This window comes from Burkholderia catarinensis (genome assembly GCF_001883705.2).
GTDB lineage: Bacteria > Pseudomonadota > Gammaproteobacteria > Burkholderiales > Burkholderiaceae > Burkholderia > Burkholderia catarinensis.
This window is the reverse complement of record NZ_MDEQ02000014.1, coordinates 168,265-183,957: the sequence shown is the minus strand read 5'-3', so window position 1 is coordinate 183,957 and position 15,693 is coordinate 168,265. Positions and strand designations below refer to the sequence as shown.

General features: G+C 68.7%; 13 protein-coding genes. 2 read left to right on the top strand and 11 right to left on the bottom strand.

Going from position 1 to position 15,693, the window contains the following annotated elements; translation table 11 throughout:
- Positions 1 to 10 precede the first annotated feature (10 nt).
- From BFF94_RS23225 to BFF94_RS23185, 9 genes are all read right to left on the bottom strand, one after another.
- Positions 11 to 1,027, bottom strand: coding sequence for an SIS domain-containing protein (locus BFF94_RS23225; RefSeq protein ID WP_219139912.1), 1,017 nt, complete (start codon positions 1,025 to 1,027; stop codon positions 11 to 13).
- A complete protein-coding gene (gene nagA, locus BFF94_RS23220; RefSeq protein WP_128843058.1) occupies positions 1,020 to 2,123 on the bottom strand; it encodes an N-acetylglucosamine-6-phosphate deacetylase in 1,104 nt (367 codons plus the stop codon). The genes BFF94_RS23225 and nagA overlap by 8 nt, the downstream gene beginning before the upstream one ends.
- A 100-nt stretch (positions 2,124 to 2,223) precedes the next feature.
- Positions 2,224 to 2,958 (bottom strand): GntR family transcriptional regulator, encoded by a 735-nt coding sequence (locus BFF94_RS23215; protein WP_219139901.1) that lies wholly within the window; start codon positions 2,956 to 2,958, stop codon positions 2,224 to 2,226.
- 307 nt (positions 2,959 to 3,265) lie between these two features.
- Positions 3,266 to 6,469, bottom strand: coding sequence for an error-prone DNA polymerase (locus BFF94_RS23210; protein ID WP_219139900.1), 3,204 nt, complete (start codon positions 6,467 to 6,469; stop codon positions 3,266 to 3,268).
- Between the two features lie 6 nt (positions 6,470 to 6,475).
- Positions 6,476 to 7,981, bottom strand: a complete 1,506-nt coding sequence (locus tag BFF94_RS23205) for a Y-family DNA polymerase (protein ID WP_219139899.1) — start codon at positions 7,979 to 7,981, stop codon at positions 6,476 to 6,478.
- A complete protein-coding gene (imuA, locus tag BFF94_RS23200; protein ID WP_219139898.1) occupies positions 7,914 to 8,621 on the bottom strand; it encodes a translesion DNA synthesis-associated protein ImuA in 708 nt (235 codons plus the stop codon). The genes BFF94_RS23205 and imuA overlap by 68 nt, the downstream gene beginning before the upstream one ends.
- Before the next feature lie 249 nt (positions 8,622 to 8,870).
- Complete coding sequence (locus BFF94_RS23195) at positions 8,871 to 9,665, bottom strand: ABC transporter ATP-binding protein (RefSeq protein ID WP_128846762.1); 795 nt, start codon at positions 9,663 to 9,665, stop codon at positions 8,871 to 8,873.
- A 1-nt stretch (position 9,666) separates the two neighbouring features.
- A complete protein-coding gene (locus BFF94_RS23190; RefSeq protein WP_128846758.1) occupies positions 9,667 to 10,563 on the bottom strand; it encodes an ABC transporter permease in 897 nt (298 codons plus the stop codon).
- A gap of 140 nt (positions 10,564 to 10,703) precedes the next feature.
- A complete protein-coding gene (locus tag BFF94_RS23185; RefSeq protein WP_128846756.1) occupies positions 10,704 to 11,669 on the bottom strand; it encodes an ABC transporter substrate-binding protein in 966 nt (321 codons plus the stop codon).
- Positions 11,670 to 12,000: 331 nt separating this feature from the next.
- On the opposite strand from BFF94_RS23185, the gene BFF94_RS23180 reads away from it, so the two are divergent.
- Entirely contained in the window at positions 12,001 to 12,309 is a 309-nt protein-coding gene (locus tag BFF94_RS23180) for a VF_A0006 family four-cysteine protein (protein WP_128846753.1), read from the top strand.
- Positions 12,310 to 12,426: 117 nt separating this feature from the next.
- Here BFF94_RS23180 and BFF94_RS23175 read toward each other — a convergent pair whose 3' ends face one another.
- Positions 12,427 to 13,242, bottom strand: coding sequence for a MetQ/NlpA family ABC transporter substrate-binding protein (locus BFF94_RS23175; RefSeq protein WP_128846751.1), 816 nt, complete (start codon positions 13,240 to 13,242; stop codon positions 12,427 to 12,429).
- Positions 13,243 to 13,445: 203 nt separating this feature from the next.
- Complete coding sequence (locus BFF94_RS23170) at positions 13,446 to 15,083, bottom strand: methyl-accepting chemotaxis protein (protein ID WP_219139897.1); 1,638 nt, start codon at positions 15,081 to 15,083, stop codon at positions 13,446 to 13,448.
- Positions 15,084 to 15,325: 242 nt separating this feature from the next.
- Here BFF94_RS23170 and BFF94_RS23165 point away from each other — a divergent pair, with 242 nt between their 5' ends.
- Positions 15,326 to 15,616: a YciI family protein gene (locus BFF94_RS23165; protein ID WP_128842619.1), complete on the top strand. Its 291-nt coding sequence runs from the start codon at positions 15,326 to 15,328 to the stop codon at positions 15,614 to 15,616.
- Positions 15,617 to 15,693: the final 77 nt, after the last annotated feature.

The window sequence follows — 15,693 nt, the reverse complement described above, 5'->3', positions numbered from 1 at the left end:
TTCTCGGCTATCAGTGCGTTTCGGTGACTTTGTTCAGGTGACGCGGCGTATCGGGGTTGCGGCCGCGCGCGACGGCGAGATCCGCCGCCATCACGTAGAACGAAAGAATGGCGGCGATCGGGTCGAGCGCCGAATGGGCGGACTGCGCGAGCGGCAGCACGGTGCCCGATAAGCCGGGCGTGCCGGCGGGCGCCGCGAGCAGCACGGCGGCGCCGCGTGCGCGCATGTCTTCGGCGAGCTGCAGGAGGCCGGCCTGCTCGGGCCCCGGCGGCGCGAACACGAGCAGCGGATAGTCGCGGTCGATCAGCTCCATCGGGCCGTGACGAACCTCGGCGCTCGAGAACGCCTCGGCCTGGATGCCAGACGTTTCCTTCAGCTTCAGCGCGGCTTCCTGCGCGATCGCGAGGCCGAGGCCGCGGCCGATGACGATCATCCGCTCGACACCCGCCAGCGCCGCAACGGCCTGCGACCAGTCGAGCCCGCCGGCCTGCGCAAGTACGTCGGGCAGGCCGCGCAGCGCGGCCGTCAGCGCGGCGTCGCGCTGCCAGTACGCGACGATCTGCGCGGACAGCGACAGCATCGCGATATAGCTCTTCGTCGCGGCGACCGACAGTTCGGGGCCGGCAAGCAGCGGCAACTGGTGCTCGCACGCGTCGGCGAGCGGCGACGGCAGCACGTTCACGGCGGCGACGGTACGCGCGCCGGCTTCGCGCAGCGCGGCCATCGTGTTGACGAGATCGGGGCTCTTGCCCGACTGGGAGAACGCGATCGCGAGCTGGTCCTGCACCTTCAGCGGCGCCTGCTGCAGCGTCGCGACCGACATCGGCAGCGACGCGACCGGCACGCCGAGGCGGCTCATCGTCAGGCTCGCGAAATAGCTCGCGGCGTGATCCGAGCTGCCGCGCGCGACCGTCAGCGCGACGGCCGGCGGGTGATCGAGCAATTGGCCCGCGAGCGCTTCGACGCGCGTGGTGTCGGCGATCTGCGCGGCGACGACCTGGGCCGACTCGCGCGCTTCCTTAAGCATATTCGACAATCGATTCTCCTTCGACGTAGGTCGCGGTGAGGTTCAGGTCGCGATCGAACACCACGAGGTCGGCCCATGCGCCGCGCTCGAGGCGGCCGCGATCGGCGACGCCGAGGTAGTCGGCCGCATAGCGCGACATCCGGTTCGACACGTCGGCGATCGGCAGGCCGAGCGACACGAGGTTGCGCAGCGCCTGGTCCATCGTCAGCGTGCTGCCGGCGAGCGTGCCGTCGGCCAGACGCACGCCGCCGAGGCACTTCGTCACGTGCTGGCTGCCGAGCCGGTATTCGCCGTCGGGCATGCCGGTGGCGGACGTGCTGTCGGTCACCACGTACAGGCGCGGGATCGCGCGCAGCGCGGCGCGAATCGCGCCCGGGTGCACGTGCAGCAGGTCGGGAATGATTTCCGCGTATTCGGCGTGCGCCAGCGCCGCGCCCACCAGGCCCGGGTTGCGGTGATGCAGCGGCGACATCGCGTTGAACAGGTGTGTGAAGCCGCATGCGCCGTGCTTGAGCGCGGCAACGGCGTCGTCGTAGGTCGCGAGCGAGTGGCCGAGCTGCACGCGCACGCCGCGCGCGGCCATCTCGCCGATGATCTCGATGTGGCCGGCGATTTCCGGCGCGAGCGTGACGACGCGGATCGGCGCGATCGACAGGTACTTCAGCACTTCGTCGAGCACGGCCGACACGGCCGCGTCGGGCTGCGCGCCGAGCTTGCCGGGGTTGATGTACGGCCCTTCGAGGTGCACGCCGAGCACGCGCGCGCCGCCCGGCGTGCGGGTGCGCGCGACGGTGCCGAGGTTCGCGACGACCCGCATCAGTTCGTCGCGCGGCGCGGTCATCGTCGTCGCGAGCAGGCTCGTCGTGCCGAATTGCGCGTGCGTGCGGGCGATCGTCTCGATCGCGTCGCCGCCTTCCATCACGTCGGCACCGCCGCCGCCGTGCACGTGGAGGTCGATGAAGCCGGGCAGGATGTACGGCGCGTCGTTCTTCGCGGGATCGGCGGGCGTGCCGTCGAGCGTGGTGATGCGGCCGTTCGCGCTATCGAGCGAACCGTGAATCCAGCCGTCGGGGGTGAGGATGTTGCCAGTCAGCATGACGTTCTCTTGATGATCTGGTGACGCGGACGTTCCGCGTCGTGATTTGCAAAATCCGTGTCGTTGCTTCACGCATGTCGCGCGCGGGCAGTCTCGCGCGTCAGCGTTTCAGTTCGGCGACGAAGTCGTAATAGTCGTCGCGGCAATACGTTTCGGTCACTTCGATCGCGCGCTGGTCGGCGCCATAGCCGATGCGCGTGATCACGAGCAGCGCCGAGCCCGGCTTCACCGCCATCCATTTCGCGATCTCGTGCGTCGAGTTCGCCGCGCGAAAGTGCTGCAGCGCGCGCACGACGGTCATGCCGCGCGCGTCGAGGTATTCGTACAGCGACGCGCCGAGCGCCTGCGGATCGGGCACCACCGCGGCCGGCAGCGTCGAATGCTCGACGGCCATCACGATCCCGTCCGCGCGGCGCAGCCGTTCGAGCCGGGCAACCGTCGCGCCCGGCGCAAGGCCGAGATGCGTGATCTCGTCGCGGCTCGCGGCGCGCAGCCTGCGCGACAGCCACACCGAATCGGGCACGAAGCCGCGCTGCTGCATCTTCGCGCTGAAGCCGACGAGACGCGACAGCGGATCGGCGACGCGCGGCGTGATGAAGCTGCCCGCACCGCGCGCCCGCTTGATCAGCCCCTGCTCGACCAGCAGCGCGAGTGCGCGGCGGGCCGTGATCCGCGACACGCCGACCGACACCGACAGCAGCCGCTCCGACGGCAGCGCCTCGCCGGCCCGCCACGCGCCGCCGTGGATCGCGCTCGCCAGGTTGCGGGCGAGCTGCAGATAGAGCGGCGTATCGCTGAGGGGATCGGGCGCCAGTTCGGACCAGCCGGTTTCCATGTGCCTCCGGGTGTCGGACGACGACCGCAAGCCGTCGAAAGTGAACGCATTATATAACCACCATAATACCAGTCAACGAACTGGTATTAGAGATGGGGAAATCGCTGCAAGCCTTGCCCGGCAAGCGTTTTAGTATCGATAAAGCCTTTGTTTACAACGGAGTGCGGGATAGGGATTTACCCGGGGTGGTATGCAAGGGGACAGTTCCAGTGCGCGGTTCGGTCTGGTTTCGGGTGTGAATATGAGACTAGAATAGAACCAATTTAATCGACTGGTATGCATCGCCTGACGGCACGCGCCGGTGGCGTCAGTGAAATTCCCGGCTCGACGTGCGCAAACCGCCGAGCAACGGCGTCAGATCCTCGAAATGCTGGGCGATCAGGTGCCTGACGTCGCTCACGACCTGCCACACGCCCGACGCCGCGAGCAGCCGCGAATCGAGGGTTTCGCGGCGCTGCCGCGCGAGCAACTCGGGCCGGACGATCAGGTTCACGCAGCCCGTTTCGTCCTCGAGCGTCATGAACATCACGCCTTTCGCGGTGCCCGGCATCTGCCGCGCGGTCACGAGCCCGCACGCGCGCGCGAGCCGGCCGTCGGGACGGTCGTGCAATTCGGCCGCGGACGATAACCGCCGCGCGCGTAGCTCGGGCCGCAGCAGCGCGACGGGATGGCGGTTCAGCGTGAGGCCGGTGGTGTGATAGTCGGCGAGGATGTCGTCGGCTTCCGACGGCGCGCCGAGCGTGGGCTTTTCGGGTTCGTCGATCGGCGCGGCCGCGAGCAGGTCGCGGTCGGGCGCCGCCGCAACCGCTTGCCATAGCGCGTCGCGGCGGTGGCCGGCGAGCGTCGCGAGCGCGTTCGCGGCGGCGAGCGCTTCGAGGTCGCGGCGTTCGAGCTGCGCGCGGCGCGCGAGTGCATCGACATGCTCGAAGGGGCCTGCCGTGCGCGCGATTTCGATGCGTCGCGCGGCCGCTTCGCCCAGACCGCGCACGAGCGACAGGCCGAGCCGCACGGCCGGCTGGCCATGGGGAGGCGGCTGGTCGGGCAGCGCTTCGAGTGATGCTTCCCAGTTGCTTTGCGTGACGTCGATCGGCAGGACCTGCACGCCGTGGCGCTTCGCGTCCTGCACGAGCTGCGACGGCGGATAGAAACCCATCGGCTGGCTGTTCAGCAGCGCGGCGAGGAAGATCGCCGGTTCGTGGCATTTGAGCCAGCTGCTCGCGTAGGCCAGCTTGGCGAAGCTCGCCGCGTGGCTCTCGGGGAAACCGTAATCGCCGAAGCCCTTGATCTGCTCGAAGATCTGTTCGGCGAATTCGGGCGGATAGCCACGCTCCCGCATCCCGTCGACGATCTTGCGATGGTACTGCTCCAGATTGCCCTTGCGCTTCCACGCGGCCATCGCCCGGCGCAGCTGGTCGGCTTCGCCGGGCGTGAAGCCCGCCGCGATCATCGCGACCTGCATCACCTGTTCCTGGAAGATCGGCACCCCATAGGTCCGTTCGAGCGCAGGCCTCAGATCCTCCTTCGGATAACTGACCTTCTCGGTTCCCTGGCGCCGTTTCAGATAAGGGTGCACCGCCCCGCCCTGGATCGGCCCCGGCCGCACGATCGCAACCTCGATCACCAGGTCGTAGTAAGTCTGCGGGCGCAGGCGCGGCAGCATCGACATCTGCGCGCGCGATTCGATCTGGAACACGCCGACCGTGTCGGCACGACAGATCATGTCGTAGGTCGCCTTGTCATCCTGCGGAATGTGCTTCAGCGTGAACGGCTCACCATCCGGCTCCGGCGGCCCGCGCCACGCGGTACGCATGTCGAATGCGCGATGCAGCGCCGACAGCATGCCGAGCGCGAGCACGTCGACCTTCATCAGCCCGAGTGCTTCGAGATCGTCCTTGTCCCACTGGATCACGCGCCGCCCGTCCATCGCCGCGTTCTCGACCGGCACGAGCCGCGTGAGCTTGCCGCGGCTGATCACGAAACCACCGGAGTGCTGCGACAGGTGGCGCGGAAAGTTCAGCAGCCGCGCGGCGAGCCGGGCCCACGCCAGGATGAGCGGCGTCTCGGGATCGAGCCCGATCGTCGAGAATTGCTGCAGCAGGTCGCGGCTGCCATCGAACCAGCGGTGCGCTTTCGCGACGCGATCGACCAGCATCGGATCGACGCCGAGCGCCTTGCCGGTTTCGCGCAGCACGCCACGCGGGCGATAGGTCGATACGGCGGCCGCAAGTGCGGCGCGGTTGTGTCCGTATTTTTCGTAGATATGCTGAATCACTTCTTCCCGGCGCTGATGCTCGAAGTCGACGTCGATATCGGGCGGCTCGCCGCGCTCCGCACTGATGAAGCGTTCGAACAGCATCGTGCTCTGCTCGGGATTCACCTCGGTGATGCCGAGGCAGAAGCAGACGACCGAGTTCGCCGCCGAGCCGCGACCCTGGCACAGGATGTTCTGGCTGCGTGCGTATTTGACGATGTCGTAGACGGTCAGGAAAAACGGTTCGTAGCTCAGCTTCGCGATCAGGTCGAGTTCATACCGGATCTGCTTCGCCACTTTCTCCGGAATGCCGTTCGGATAGCGCTCGGCCGCCCCTGCCCGGGTTTCCTGTTCCAGATAACTCGTCGGCGTGAGCCCCTTCGGCACGATCTCGTCGGGATACTCGTAGCGAAGCGAGTCCAGTTCGAAAGGACACGCATCGAGAATCGCGCACGTCTGCGCGATCTCATCCGGCGAATACAGTTGCCCGATCCGCTGCCGCGAACGCAAATGCTGTTCCGCATTCGGCGCAAGCGCATACCCGCACTCGGAAACCGGCATGCCGACGCGAATCGCCGTCATCACGTCCTGCAACTCCTTGCACGAGCGCCGGTGCATCGTCACGTCACCGAGTGCGACGATGCGCACGCCGCGCCGCTCGCCGGCCGCACGAATCTCTTCGCGCTGCGCACCATCCAGCGCGCGCTGCAGTTGCACGAGCCCGAGCCGCGCGCGCTCGCCGAACATCGCGCGAAACCACGCGACCTGCGCATCGAGTACGTCGGCACGCACCGGATAGGCGGGCACGAGAATCGCGAAGCAGTCGGGCATGCCGCGCAAGTGTGCAAACTCCGCAGGCGGCGCCGACAGCATCCGCGACGTCAGCTTGTAAGTGCCCTTCGGCGATGCCATCCGCCGCCACGAAATCAGCTCGGAAAGATTGCCGTAACCCTCGCGGTTCTGCGCAAGCAACACGAGCCCGAACGCACCGGGGCCCGGATCGTGGCCGGGCGCGACTTCATCCGGCGTGACTTCGAAATACGAGCCGATGACGAGCGGCAACCCCTTCGCCTTCGCCGCGACATGCATCCGCGGCGCGCCTGCCAACGAGCATTCGTCGGTGATCGCGATCCCGCGATAGCCGAGTTCCACCGCACGCTCGACCAGTTCTTCGGCATGCGACGCGCCATGCAGGAACGAAAAGTTCGAACGGCAGAACAACTCCGCGTAATCGGGCAGCCAACTGAATTCCGCAACCATGACCGTTCACCCGAACAGGCCGTGCAGGAACCAGCGCGGCTCGGCCTCGCTCCCCGCCCGCTCCTTGAACACCCAGTAGCACGCACCGGCCTCGTCCTGCGCGACGCAGTAATCGCGCGCAGCGAGCTGACCGTCGAACCACCCGGCCTCGATCCGCTCCACCGACGACATCATCCTGAGCGGCGTATGAAATACCGGCCGGTTCTCACGCATCAACAACGGCAGCGGCTCCGCCAGCAACCACGCGGGCCTCGGCGGCACGGCCGGCGGCCCGGCAGCCGGCTTGCCCGCCTGCGCATCGAGCGGCAACCAGCGGTTCGCGGCCTCGGGCCGGTAATCGGCAACGGGCGCCGCACGCAATACGTTCTCCGCGCCGAGCCGCGCAACCAGCAGCTCGAACAACCGCGCACGCGTCTCTTTCGTGCCGCCCGGTTCGGGAAAAAGATCCTCGGCCGGCGGCGCGACCGATTCGACGCGCGTGGCCGTCAGGCGCACCGCGATCACCGCGGCCGGCAACTCGACGCGCGCGAGTCGCTCGCCGAGCAGCCGCATGAAGTGCGCCTCGTCGCGCACGGGTGCGGCGAACGCAAGCTCGAGCGGCGTCGGCGGCACGGCCTGGCGGCCGCGCTCGTGCTCGAGATCGAACGTCATCGCGGCCAGCGACAATTGCCGCGCGGCCAGCCAGCCACAGAGCTGCACGACGAGCCGCCGCGCGGCGAACAGCACGGCCTCCGCGTATTCGACGCGCTCCGGCAATTCGAGCCGCACGTCGAACACGGGCGGCACCGCCATCCACGCAAGCGGCTCGACCGCCTCGCCGTACGCACGATCGAGCGCGGCCAGCAGCGCGGGACCGCAGCGGCGCTGCAGCCCCGCGCGCGGCAGGCCGCGCAGATCGGCAAGCGTGCGGCAACCGAGACCGTCGAACCAGCCCGCATACGGACGCGCATCGGGCAGCAGTACGCACGGCAACCCGTCGAGCGTGCGAACCAGCGACGCGGGGCCGGCCACCCGGCGCCGGATCCGCGCACGGGCCGATACGCGCGCCAGCAGCCATGCGCCACGCCCGGTCGGTGCGGCGGACAGGCGCGCCGCATAGCCGAGCGCCGCGAGCGTCGCGCGCACCTGACGGCACAGCGACGGCAAGCCGCCGAACAGGCGCAGGCTCGGGCCGACGTCGACGATCAGCGTGGCTTCGTCGTCGAGCGCGACGCACGGCGAGAAGCGCAGCAACGCGAGCGCGACCGCGCGCAGCGCGTCGGCCTCGCGCGCGGGATCGCGTTCGACGAGCCGCGTGTGCGGCGCGAGCGTCAGCACGCCGCCGCGCTTCATGCCTGCGCGCACGCCGTGCCGGCGCGCGGGCGCGTCGGCGATCAGCACGACACCCTGCTCGAGCACCGCGCAACCTGCGTCGTTCGCGTCGCCTGCATCGCCCTCACCGCCGTCAGACGGCGGCGGGGCGCACACGTCGAGCGGCAGGCGCGGCAGATGGATGCCGAGCAAGACGCGCATAGCGGCTCTCCACGATGGGCGACGGCAGGTCGAGCACGAGCGGCTCGCTGCGCGCGGGCCCGCGACGCTTGACGATATCGAGCGACACGCCGCCCGGCACGGGATGCAACGCGACGCGCAGCACGGCCGGCGACGGCTGCCGCGCGGCCGACAGCGGGCGCAGCATCACGAACAGCGTGTCGCCCGTGCGCGCGGCCGCGAGATGCAGGCGCCTCAGCGCATCGGGCCGCGCGTCCTGCCAGAGCAGCAGCGCGCCGCAACAGCCGGTCTTGAGCGCCTGCTCGGCGGCCCACAGCGCATCCGTGCGGCTGCCGGCGCGCAGCCACAGCAACGCGTCGGCCGGCACGCCGAGACTGGCGAGCGCGGTCGCATGCGGCGACTGCGGAGGCGCGACGAGCGCGAGCGGGCGCCGCGCGCTGACGGTGCGGGCGAGCGCGGGCGCGAGCAGCCGCATCTCGCCGCAGCCCGGCTGCGCGGCCAGCAGTTCGACGAGCCCGCCGAACGGCCAGCCGCCGCCCGGCAACTCGGCGGACAGCGATGCAAAACCCGTGTCGATCGTGCGCGGGCCGCCGCGCGCGAGTTGCGAACCGCGCCACAGCGACGGATGAAGGGATTCGGGGGAAATGGAGGATGCGAGCATGACGCCACCCACAACTGTATGGATATACAGTATATGGCAATGCGCCCGCCTCGCACAGCACCGGCGAGAAACCGGCCTTTCGTCAGAGGAAAACCAGGGGAAAAAGCCCAGGCGACCGCCATGCCGCGGCGCGTCCGGGCCACGGTCTCCCGTGCCGGGCCCAATGAGCCCGACCATCCATGCCGACCGGCCCGCAGCCGGAGCGGCGCGATGCAGCACTCCGCATCGCGCCGCTCCGATCGCGTTGCTTCAGCCCAGCAGCAGCGCGTCGTCGTCGAGCTGCTCGTGACGCACGTTCTCGAACATCTGCAGCAGGTCCGGCACATCGAGCCCCTTGCGCGCGTCGCCCGACACGTCGAGCACGACCTGCCCCTGGTGCAGCATCACCGTGCGGTCGCCGTAGTCGAGCGCCTGCCGCATGCTATGCGTGACCATCATCGTCGTCAGCTTGCTCTCGGCAACGATGCGCGCGGTCAGCTCCAGCACGAACGCGGCCGTCTTCGGGTCGAGTGCGGCCGTATGCTCGTCGAGCAGCAGGATCCGCGACGGCCGCAGCGACGCCATCAGCAGGCTCACGGCCTGCCGCTGGCCGCCCGACAGCAACCCGATCCGGTCGGTCAGCCGGTTTTCCAGCCCGAGGTTCAGCAGCCGCAGCTTGTCGCGGAACAGCTCGCGCGACGGGCGGTCGAGCGCGGCCCGGAAACCGCGCCGCACACCGCGCGCCGTCGCGAGCGCCATGTTCTCCTCGATCGTCAGCGCCTCGCAGGTGCCGGCCATCGGATCCTGGAACACGCGTGCGACGAGGTGCGCGCGATCCCACGCGGCCTTGCGCGTGACGTCCGTGCCATCGATCGCGATGCGCCCCGCATCGACCGGCTGGTCGCCGCTGACCGCATTGAGGAAGGTCGACTTGCCGGCGCCGTTCGAGCCGATCACCGCGACGAACTGGCCGTCGGGAATCTCGAGCGACAGCCCGCGCAGCGCGCGCGTCTCGATCGGCGTGCCGGGATTGAACGTGAGTTTCAGGTCTTGTGCGGACAGCATGTCATGCCCCTCCGTTCTTGCGCGCGAACAGCTTCTTGCGCGTCGCCGGCAGCACCAGCGCGATCGTGACGAGCGCGGCCGTCACGAGGTTCAGATCCTGCGCCTTCAGGCCGATGAATTCGCTGTTCAGCGCAAGCGCGATGAAGAAGCGGTAAACGATCGCGCCGAGCACGACGGCGAGCGTCGTCAGCACGAGCCGGCGCGCGGGCAGCAGCGTCTCGCCGATGATCACGGCGGCCAGCCCGATCACGATCGTGCCGATCCCCATCGAGATATCCGCGCCGCCCTGGGTCTGCGCGAACAGCGCGCCGGCGAGCGCGACGAGCGCATTCGACAGCGCCATCCCGGCGAGCGTCGCACGGCCGGTCGCGATGCCTTGCGCGCGCGCCATCCGTGGATTCGCACCGGTCGCGCGCATCGCGAGGCCGAGTTGCGACGAGAAGAACCAGTCGAGACCGAGCTTCGCGACCACGACGACGATCGCGAGCAGCGCCGGGCGCAGCACGTAGTCGGGCATCCAGTCGGGCTGCAGCACGGTGAAGATCGTCGGCTCGGTGATGAGCGGCACGTTCGGCCGGCCCATGATCCGCAGGTTCACCGAATAGAGCGCGATCATCATCAGGATGCTGGCGAGCAGATCCATGATCTTCAGGCGCACGTTGAGCCAGCCCGTGATGAAGCCGGCCGCCGCGCCCGCGACGATCGCGATGCAGGTCGAGCTGAACGGGTCGTAGCCGGCCGAGATCAGCGTCGCGGCGACGGCGCCGCCAAGCGGAAAGCTGCCGTCGACGGTGAGGTCGGGGAAGTTGAGGATGCGAAACGAGATCAGCACCCCGAGGGCGACGAGACTGAAGATCAGGCCGATCTCCAGGGCGCCCAGTAACGAGAACAGAGACATGATGGGGAAATCCTGTTGCTTCCCGGCCGGACGTGTACGGCCGGGCGAAGCGAACGGGCGGCCCCGGGTGGGAGCCGCCCGTCCGGCGATGTCGTCCAGGCCCGGATCGGGCCTGCCAAGCGCGGCGGTCGGGCCGCGGCTTACTTGATGACCGTCTTCGCTTCCTTCACGAGATCCGGCGACAGCGTGACGCCCTGCTTCGCGGCCGCGCCCGTGTTCGCGAACAGCTCGAGGTTGCTGCTCGTCTCCGACGCGATCGCGCCCGGTTTCTCGCCCTTCAGGATGCGCACGACGACCTTGCCCGTCTGGCGGCCGAGGTCGCCGTAGTTGATGCCGAGCGCCGCGATGCCGCCGCGCTTCACGCTGTCGGTATCGCCGGCGACGAGCGGGATCTTCGCTTCGTTCGCGACCTTCACGAGCGCTTCGTACGCGGACACGACGTTGTTGTCGGTGTTCGTGTAGATCACGTCGACCTTGCCGATCAGGCTCTTCGCGGCCGGGCCGATGTCGACGGTGCGCGGCGCGGCCGCTTCCTTCAGCGTCATCCCCTGCTTCGCGAGGATCTCCTTGAGCGCCTTCACGACGACGACCGAATTCGCCTCGCCCGGGTTGTAGACCATGCCGACCGTCTTCGCATTCGGCACGACGCGCTTGATCAGCGCGACCTGGCGATCGAGCGGCAGCTTGTCGGACACGCCCGTCACGTTGGTGCCCGACGGGCCCCAGCCCTTCACGAGCTGTGCTGCGACCGGGTCGGTAACGCCCGAATAGACGACCGGCACGCTCTTCGTCGACGCGACGACCGCCTGCGCGGCCGGCGTCGCGATCGCGACGATCACGTCGGGCTGGTCGCCGACGAACTTGCGCGCGATCTGCGCGGCGGTGCCCGTGTTGCCCTGCGCGCTCTGGTATTCCCACTTGAGCTTGTCGTCGCCGTAGCCTTCCGCCTTCAGCTCGGCGCGCACGCCGTCGCGGATCGCGTCGAGCGCCGGATGGTCGACGATCGACAGCACCTTGACGGTCTGGGCATGCGCGGCACCTGCCAGCGCGAGTGCGGCCACGCCGGCCGTGATCGAACGGATCGCGCGAGTCTTGAATCGCTTCATGGGTAGTCTCCCCCGTATTGTGTCGGTTCTGGATGATGGATTCCCGCCGCCGTCAGGCGGGCGCCGCCGCGCGTGCAACGCAGGGGCGGCCGGCCCGCGCGCCCCGGGAAGGCGTGCAGCGGCGAACGCACGAGGATACCATTTCCGCAGACCACCGCCTGACCCCTCGCTTTCACGCGGCGCCCCGTTTCGCGGTGCCCGAGAGCGCCGCGCGACTGCCCGCGAAGCCCGGCCGGCGGCGATTCCCGACCGCATCGACGCAACGCGTCAGCCGCGCTCGCGGCTTTACGTTATGCTGTCGGCCGACCCAATCCACTCCATCGGAGGGCAGATGAAACGGGGGATCCGAGCCATCGCATTCGCGGCTGTCGCGCTGGCGCTGCCGGGTGCGGCGTTCGCGCTGACCGACGGCGATGCGCAATACGACGATTGCATGCTCAACGCGCTGCGCGAAAGCCGCAACGGCGCGGCAGCCCAGTTGATCCAGCGCTCGTGCGACGCGCTGTACCGCAACAACGCGATGCTGCTGCCGCGCGAGCGGCGCTTTCACGAGTGCGTCGTGCAGTCGCTGCCGGGCGTGCGCGACAACTACGCGATCCAGCAGATCATGTCGATCTGCTCGCGGCGCGGCGAGATGTGAGCCGGCGCGGAATGCCGCGCGCCAGGCGCCGCGCGGCCGTCGATCGGCCACGCCAATGAAAAAAGGCCTGCGCGATGCAGGCCCTTTGCGTTCAGCGGTCCGACCGGTGTGCGGCGTTCAGAACGACGCGACCATCGAGCCCTTGAACTGCTTCTTGATGAACTCCCTCACTTCCTGCGACTGGTACGCCTTGACCAGCTTCTTCACCCACGGCTGGTCCTTGTCCTTCGCGCGCACGGCGATCAGGTTCGCGTACGGGCTCGTCAGCGATTCGAGCGCGATCGCATCCTTGGTCGGCTGCAGGTTCGCGGCCAGCGCGTAGTTCGTGTTGACCACGGCCGCGTCGACGTCCGACAGCACGCGCGGCAGTTGCGCGGCGTCGAGTTCGGAGATCTTCAGCTTCTTCGGGTTGTCGGCGATGTCGAGCACCGTCGCGTTGTTGCCGCCCGTGCCGGCGCCCGCCTTCAGCTTGATCACGCCTTGCGTCTGCAGCAGCAGCAGCGCGCGGTTCTCGTTCGACGGATCGTTCGGCACCGCGAGTTTCGCGCCTTGCGGCAGGTCCTTCAGCGACTTGAACTTCTTCGAGTACACGCCCATCGGCGAGATGTAGGTCAGGCCCGCGCTGACGAGCTTGTAGCCGCGCTGCTTCACCTGGCTGTCGAGGTAGGGCTGGTGCTGGAAGCTGTTCGCGTCGAGGTCGCCCGAGTCGAGCGCCGCGTTCGGCTGCACGTAGTCGTTGAACTCGATGACCTTCACGTTCAGGCCTTCCTTCTCCTTCGCGACCTTCTGCACGAGCTGCCACACTTCCGAATCCGGGCCGGCGACCGTACCGACCTTGATCACCTTGTCTTCGGCGTGCGCGCCCGCCGACAACGTCAGCGCTGCACCGGTGGCCAGCACGGAAAACACCTTCAGGAGACTGCGACGCTTCATCTGTTTCTCGCTTTCTTGCTTACTTGAAATGGGGCGCGATACGGGTATGCCCCGACTCGCAGGAAGGGGCAAATGGTGTCACAGGATCGGCGGGAAGTGAAATACATCCCGCTCATATGGGTATGCACCGCGGCAGTGCCGGCGGCGCATGCGCGACTCGGCCGTTAGTTGCGTTTATGCGTATCGCGCATCAGCCGCACGCGTCACGCCGCCACGGCCTCATCGGCCGCCTTCGTGCCGAATGCCGGTCCGACCGGCCGCTCGCCGGCCCGGCGCGGCGACAGGCCGCCGGCGTCGCCGACCCGGAACGCGCCGACTGCGTCGCGCAGCCGCGCGGCCTGTTCCTGCAGCGACGCGGCGGCCGCGGCGGCCTCCTCGACGAGCGCCGCGTTCTGCTGCGTCACCTGGTCCATCTGCGTGACCGCGCGCCCGACCTGCGTGATGCCGCTCGCCTGCTCCTCGGACGCGGCCGCGATCTCGCCCATGATGTCGGTCACGCGCGCAACGGCCTGCAGGATCTCGCCCATCGTCGTGCCGGCCTGGCCGACCAGCGTCGAACCGTTGCGCACGCGCTCGACCGAATCGACGATCAGCTCGCGGATCTCCTTCGCGGCCGTCGCGCTGCGCTGCGCGAGCGAACGCACTTCGCCCGCGACCACCGCGAAGCCGCGGCCCTGCTCGCCCGCCCGCGCGGCTTCGACCGCCGCGTTCAGCGCGAGGATGTTGGTCTGGAACGCAATGCCCTCGATCACGCCGATGATGTCGGCGATCTTGCGCGAGCTGTCGTCGATCTCGCCCATCGTGCCGATCACGCGGTTCACCACGTCGCTCCCCGTGCGCGCGATGTCCGACGCGTTGTTCGCGAGCCCGCTCGCCTGCCGCGCGTTGTCCGCGTTCTGCTTCACCGTCGCGGTCAGCTGCTCCATGCTCGCGGCCGTCTCTTCCAGCGATGCGGCCTGCTCCTCGGTACGCTGCGACAGGTCGTCGTTGCCGGCCGAGATCTGGCGGCTCGCCGACGCGATCGACTCGGCCGACTGGCGAATGCCGCCGATCGTCGCCTGCAGCCGGGCCTGCATGTCGCGCATCGCGGCCATCATGCTCGTGCGGTCGCCCGCGCGCACGGGTACCGGCTGCGTCAGGTCGCCCTGCGCGATGCGCGCCGCGAGCGCGGCCGCTTCGTCGGGCTCGCCGCCGAGATTGCCGCGCACGTTGCGGATGATCACCAGCATCGCCGCGCTGATCACGAAGCCGATCACGAACACGACCGCGAGGTGGCCGAGCAGCGTCCGGTAGTAGAGGGTGTCGAGGTCCTTCAGGAACACGCCGCTCGAGATGTTCCAGTCCCACGGCGCGAAACGCGTGACGTAGCTGATCTTCGGCACGGCGGTCTCGCTGTGCGGCAACCGCCCGCGGTATTCGGCGAAGCCGCTGCCGGTCGCCTTCGCGGCGTTCAGGATCGTGACGAACAGCGGCTTGCCGTCCGGATCGAGATAGTCGCCGACCTGCGTGCCGACCAGCTTCGGCAGCGTCGGATGCATCAGCACGACCGGCTTCGAGTCCATCACGAACACGTAGCCCGAATCGCCGTAGCGCATCGCCGCAAGGCTCGCGAGCGCATCGCGCTTCGCGTCGGCCTCGGGCAGCGTGCCGCTCTGCGCGAGCGCGTGATACGCCGTCACGATGCCGGCCGCCGAGTCGACGAGATTCGCGATGCCGGCCTTGCGTTCGGCGAGCATCGTCGCGCGCGTCTCGTACGCGCTCCATGCGCCGACGCCGAGAAGACCGATCCATACCAGCGCAAGCGCGAGCCACAGCTTGCGGTTCAAACTCATTCTGCTCATCTGCGTGCCTTTGTCGATGTCGATACGCGCGATGCGCGCGAACGGCCTGCCGCGCGCAAACGGTTGCTCTTTTATTTACGGCAACGAGCCTTACAACTTGAATACGCGCCATCGCGACGAACCGACGATCGACAGGCAGCGCCCCCGCAACGCGGCGCGCCCGCGCGACACCCGCATCCGCTTGTGCTACAAAGACCGGCTGGCCGGCGCGCGAAGCACCGGCATCATTCCAGGGCCATCCCATGTACGTCATCGACATCCACTACACCGCGTCGCTCGAGCGCATCGACGACGCGCTCGAACGCCACCGTGCGTATCTGCAGCCGCAGTTCGACAAGGGCATCTTCATCGCGGCGGGGCCGAAGGTGCCGCGCGAAGGCGGCGTGATCCTCGCGGCCCGCATCGATCGCGACGAACTCGACGCGATCCTGGCGACCGACCCGTTCGTCACCGAGGGGCTCGCCACGTATCGCGTGACGGAATTCCGCATCACGCGCGCCGCCTCCGGCTTCAACGTGCCGGCGCTGCCGTAACGCGATACCGGCGCGGCGCGCGCGCATGCCGACGCGCCGCCCGACAGGCGGCGCATGCAGACAACGAGGAAAGAGAG

Coding starts and splice junctions, on each gene's coding strand:
- BFF94_RS23215 (WP_219139901.1), bottom strand. CDS start 2,958: ATGGAAACCGGCTGGTCCGAACTGGCGCCCGATCCCCTCAGCGATACG.
- BFF94_RS23205 (WP_219139899.1), bottom strand. CDS start 7,981: ATGCGCGTCTTGCTCGGCATCCATCTGCCGCGCCTGCCGCTCGACGTG.
- BFF94_RS23195 (WP_128846762.1), bottom strand. CDS start 9,665: ATGCTGTCCGCACAAGACCTGAAACTCACGTTCAATCCCGGCACGCCG.
- BFF94_RS23175 (WP_128846751.1), bottom strand. CDS start 13,242: ATGAAGCGTCGCAGTCTCCTGAAGGTGTTTTCCGTGCTGGCCACCGGT.
- imuA (WP_219139898.1), bottom strand. CDS start 8,621: ATGCTCGCATCCTCCATTTCCCCCGAATCCCTTCATCCGTCGCTGTGG.
- nagA (WP_128843058.1), bottom strand. CDS start 2,123: ATGCTGACTGGCAACATCCTCACCCCCGACGGCTGGATTCACGGTTCG.
- BFF94_RS23190 (WP_128846758.1), bottom strand. CDS start 10,563: ATGTCTCTGTTCTCGTTACTGGGCGCCCTGGAGATCGGCCTGATCTTC.
- BFF94_RS23180 (WP_128846753.1), top strand. CDS start 12,001: ATGAAACGGGGGATCCGAGCCATCGCATTCGCGGCTGTCGCGCTGGCG.
- BFF94_RS23170 (WP_219139897.1), bottom strand. CDS start 15,083: ATGAGCAGAATGAGTTTGAACCGCAAGCTGTGGCTCGCGCTTGCGCTG.
- BFF94_RS23185 (WP_128846756.1), bottom strand. CDS start 11,669: ATGAAGCGATTCAAGACTCGCGCGATCCGTTCGATCACGGCCGGCGTG.
- BFF94_RS23165 (WP_128842619.1), top strand. CDS start 15,326: ATGTACGTCATCGACATCCACTACACCGCGTCGCTCGAGCGCATCGAC.
- BFF94_RS23225 (WP_219139912.1), bottom strand. CDS start 1,027: ATGCTTAAGGAAGCGCGCGAGTCGGCCCAGGTCGTCGCCGCGCAGATC.
- BFF94_RS23210 (WP_219139900.1), bottom strand. CDS start 6,469: ATGGTTGCGGAATTCAGTTGGCTGCCCGATTACGCGGAGTTGTTCTGC.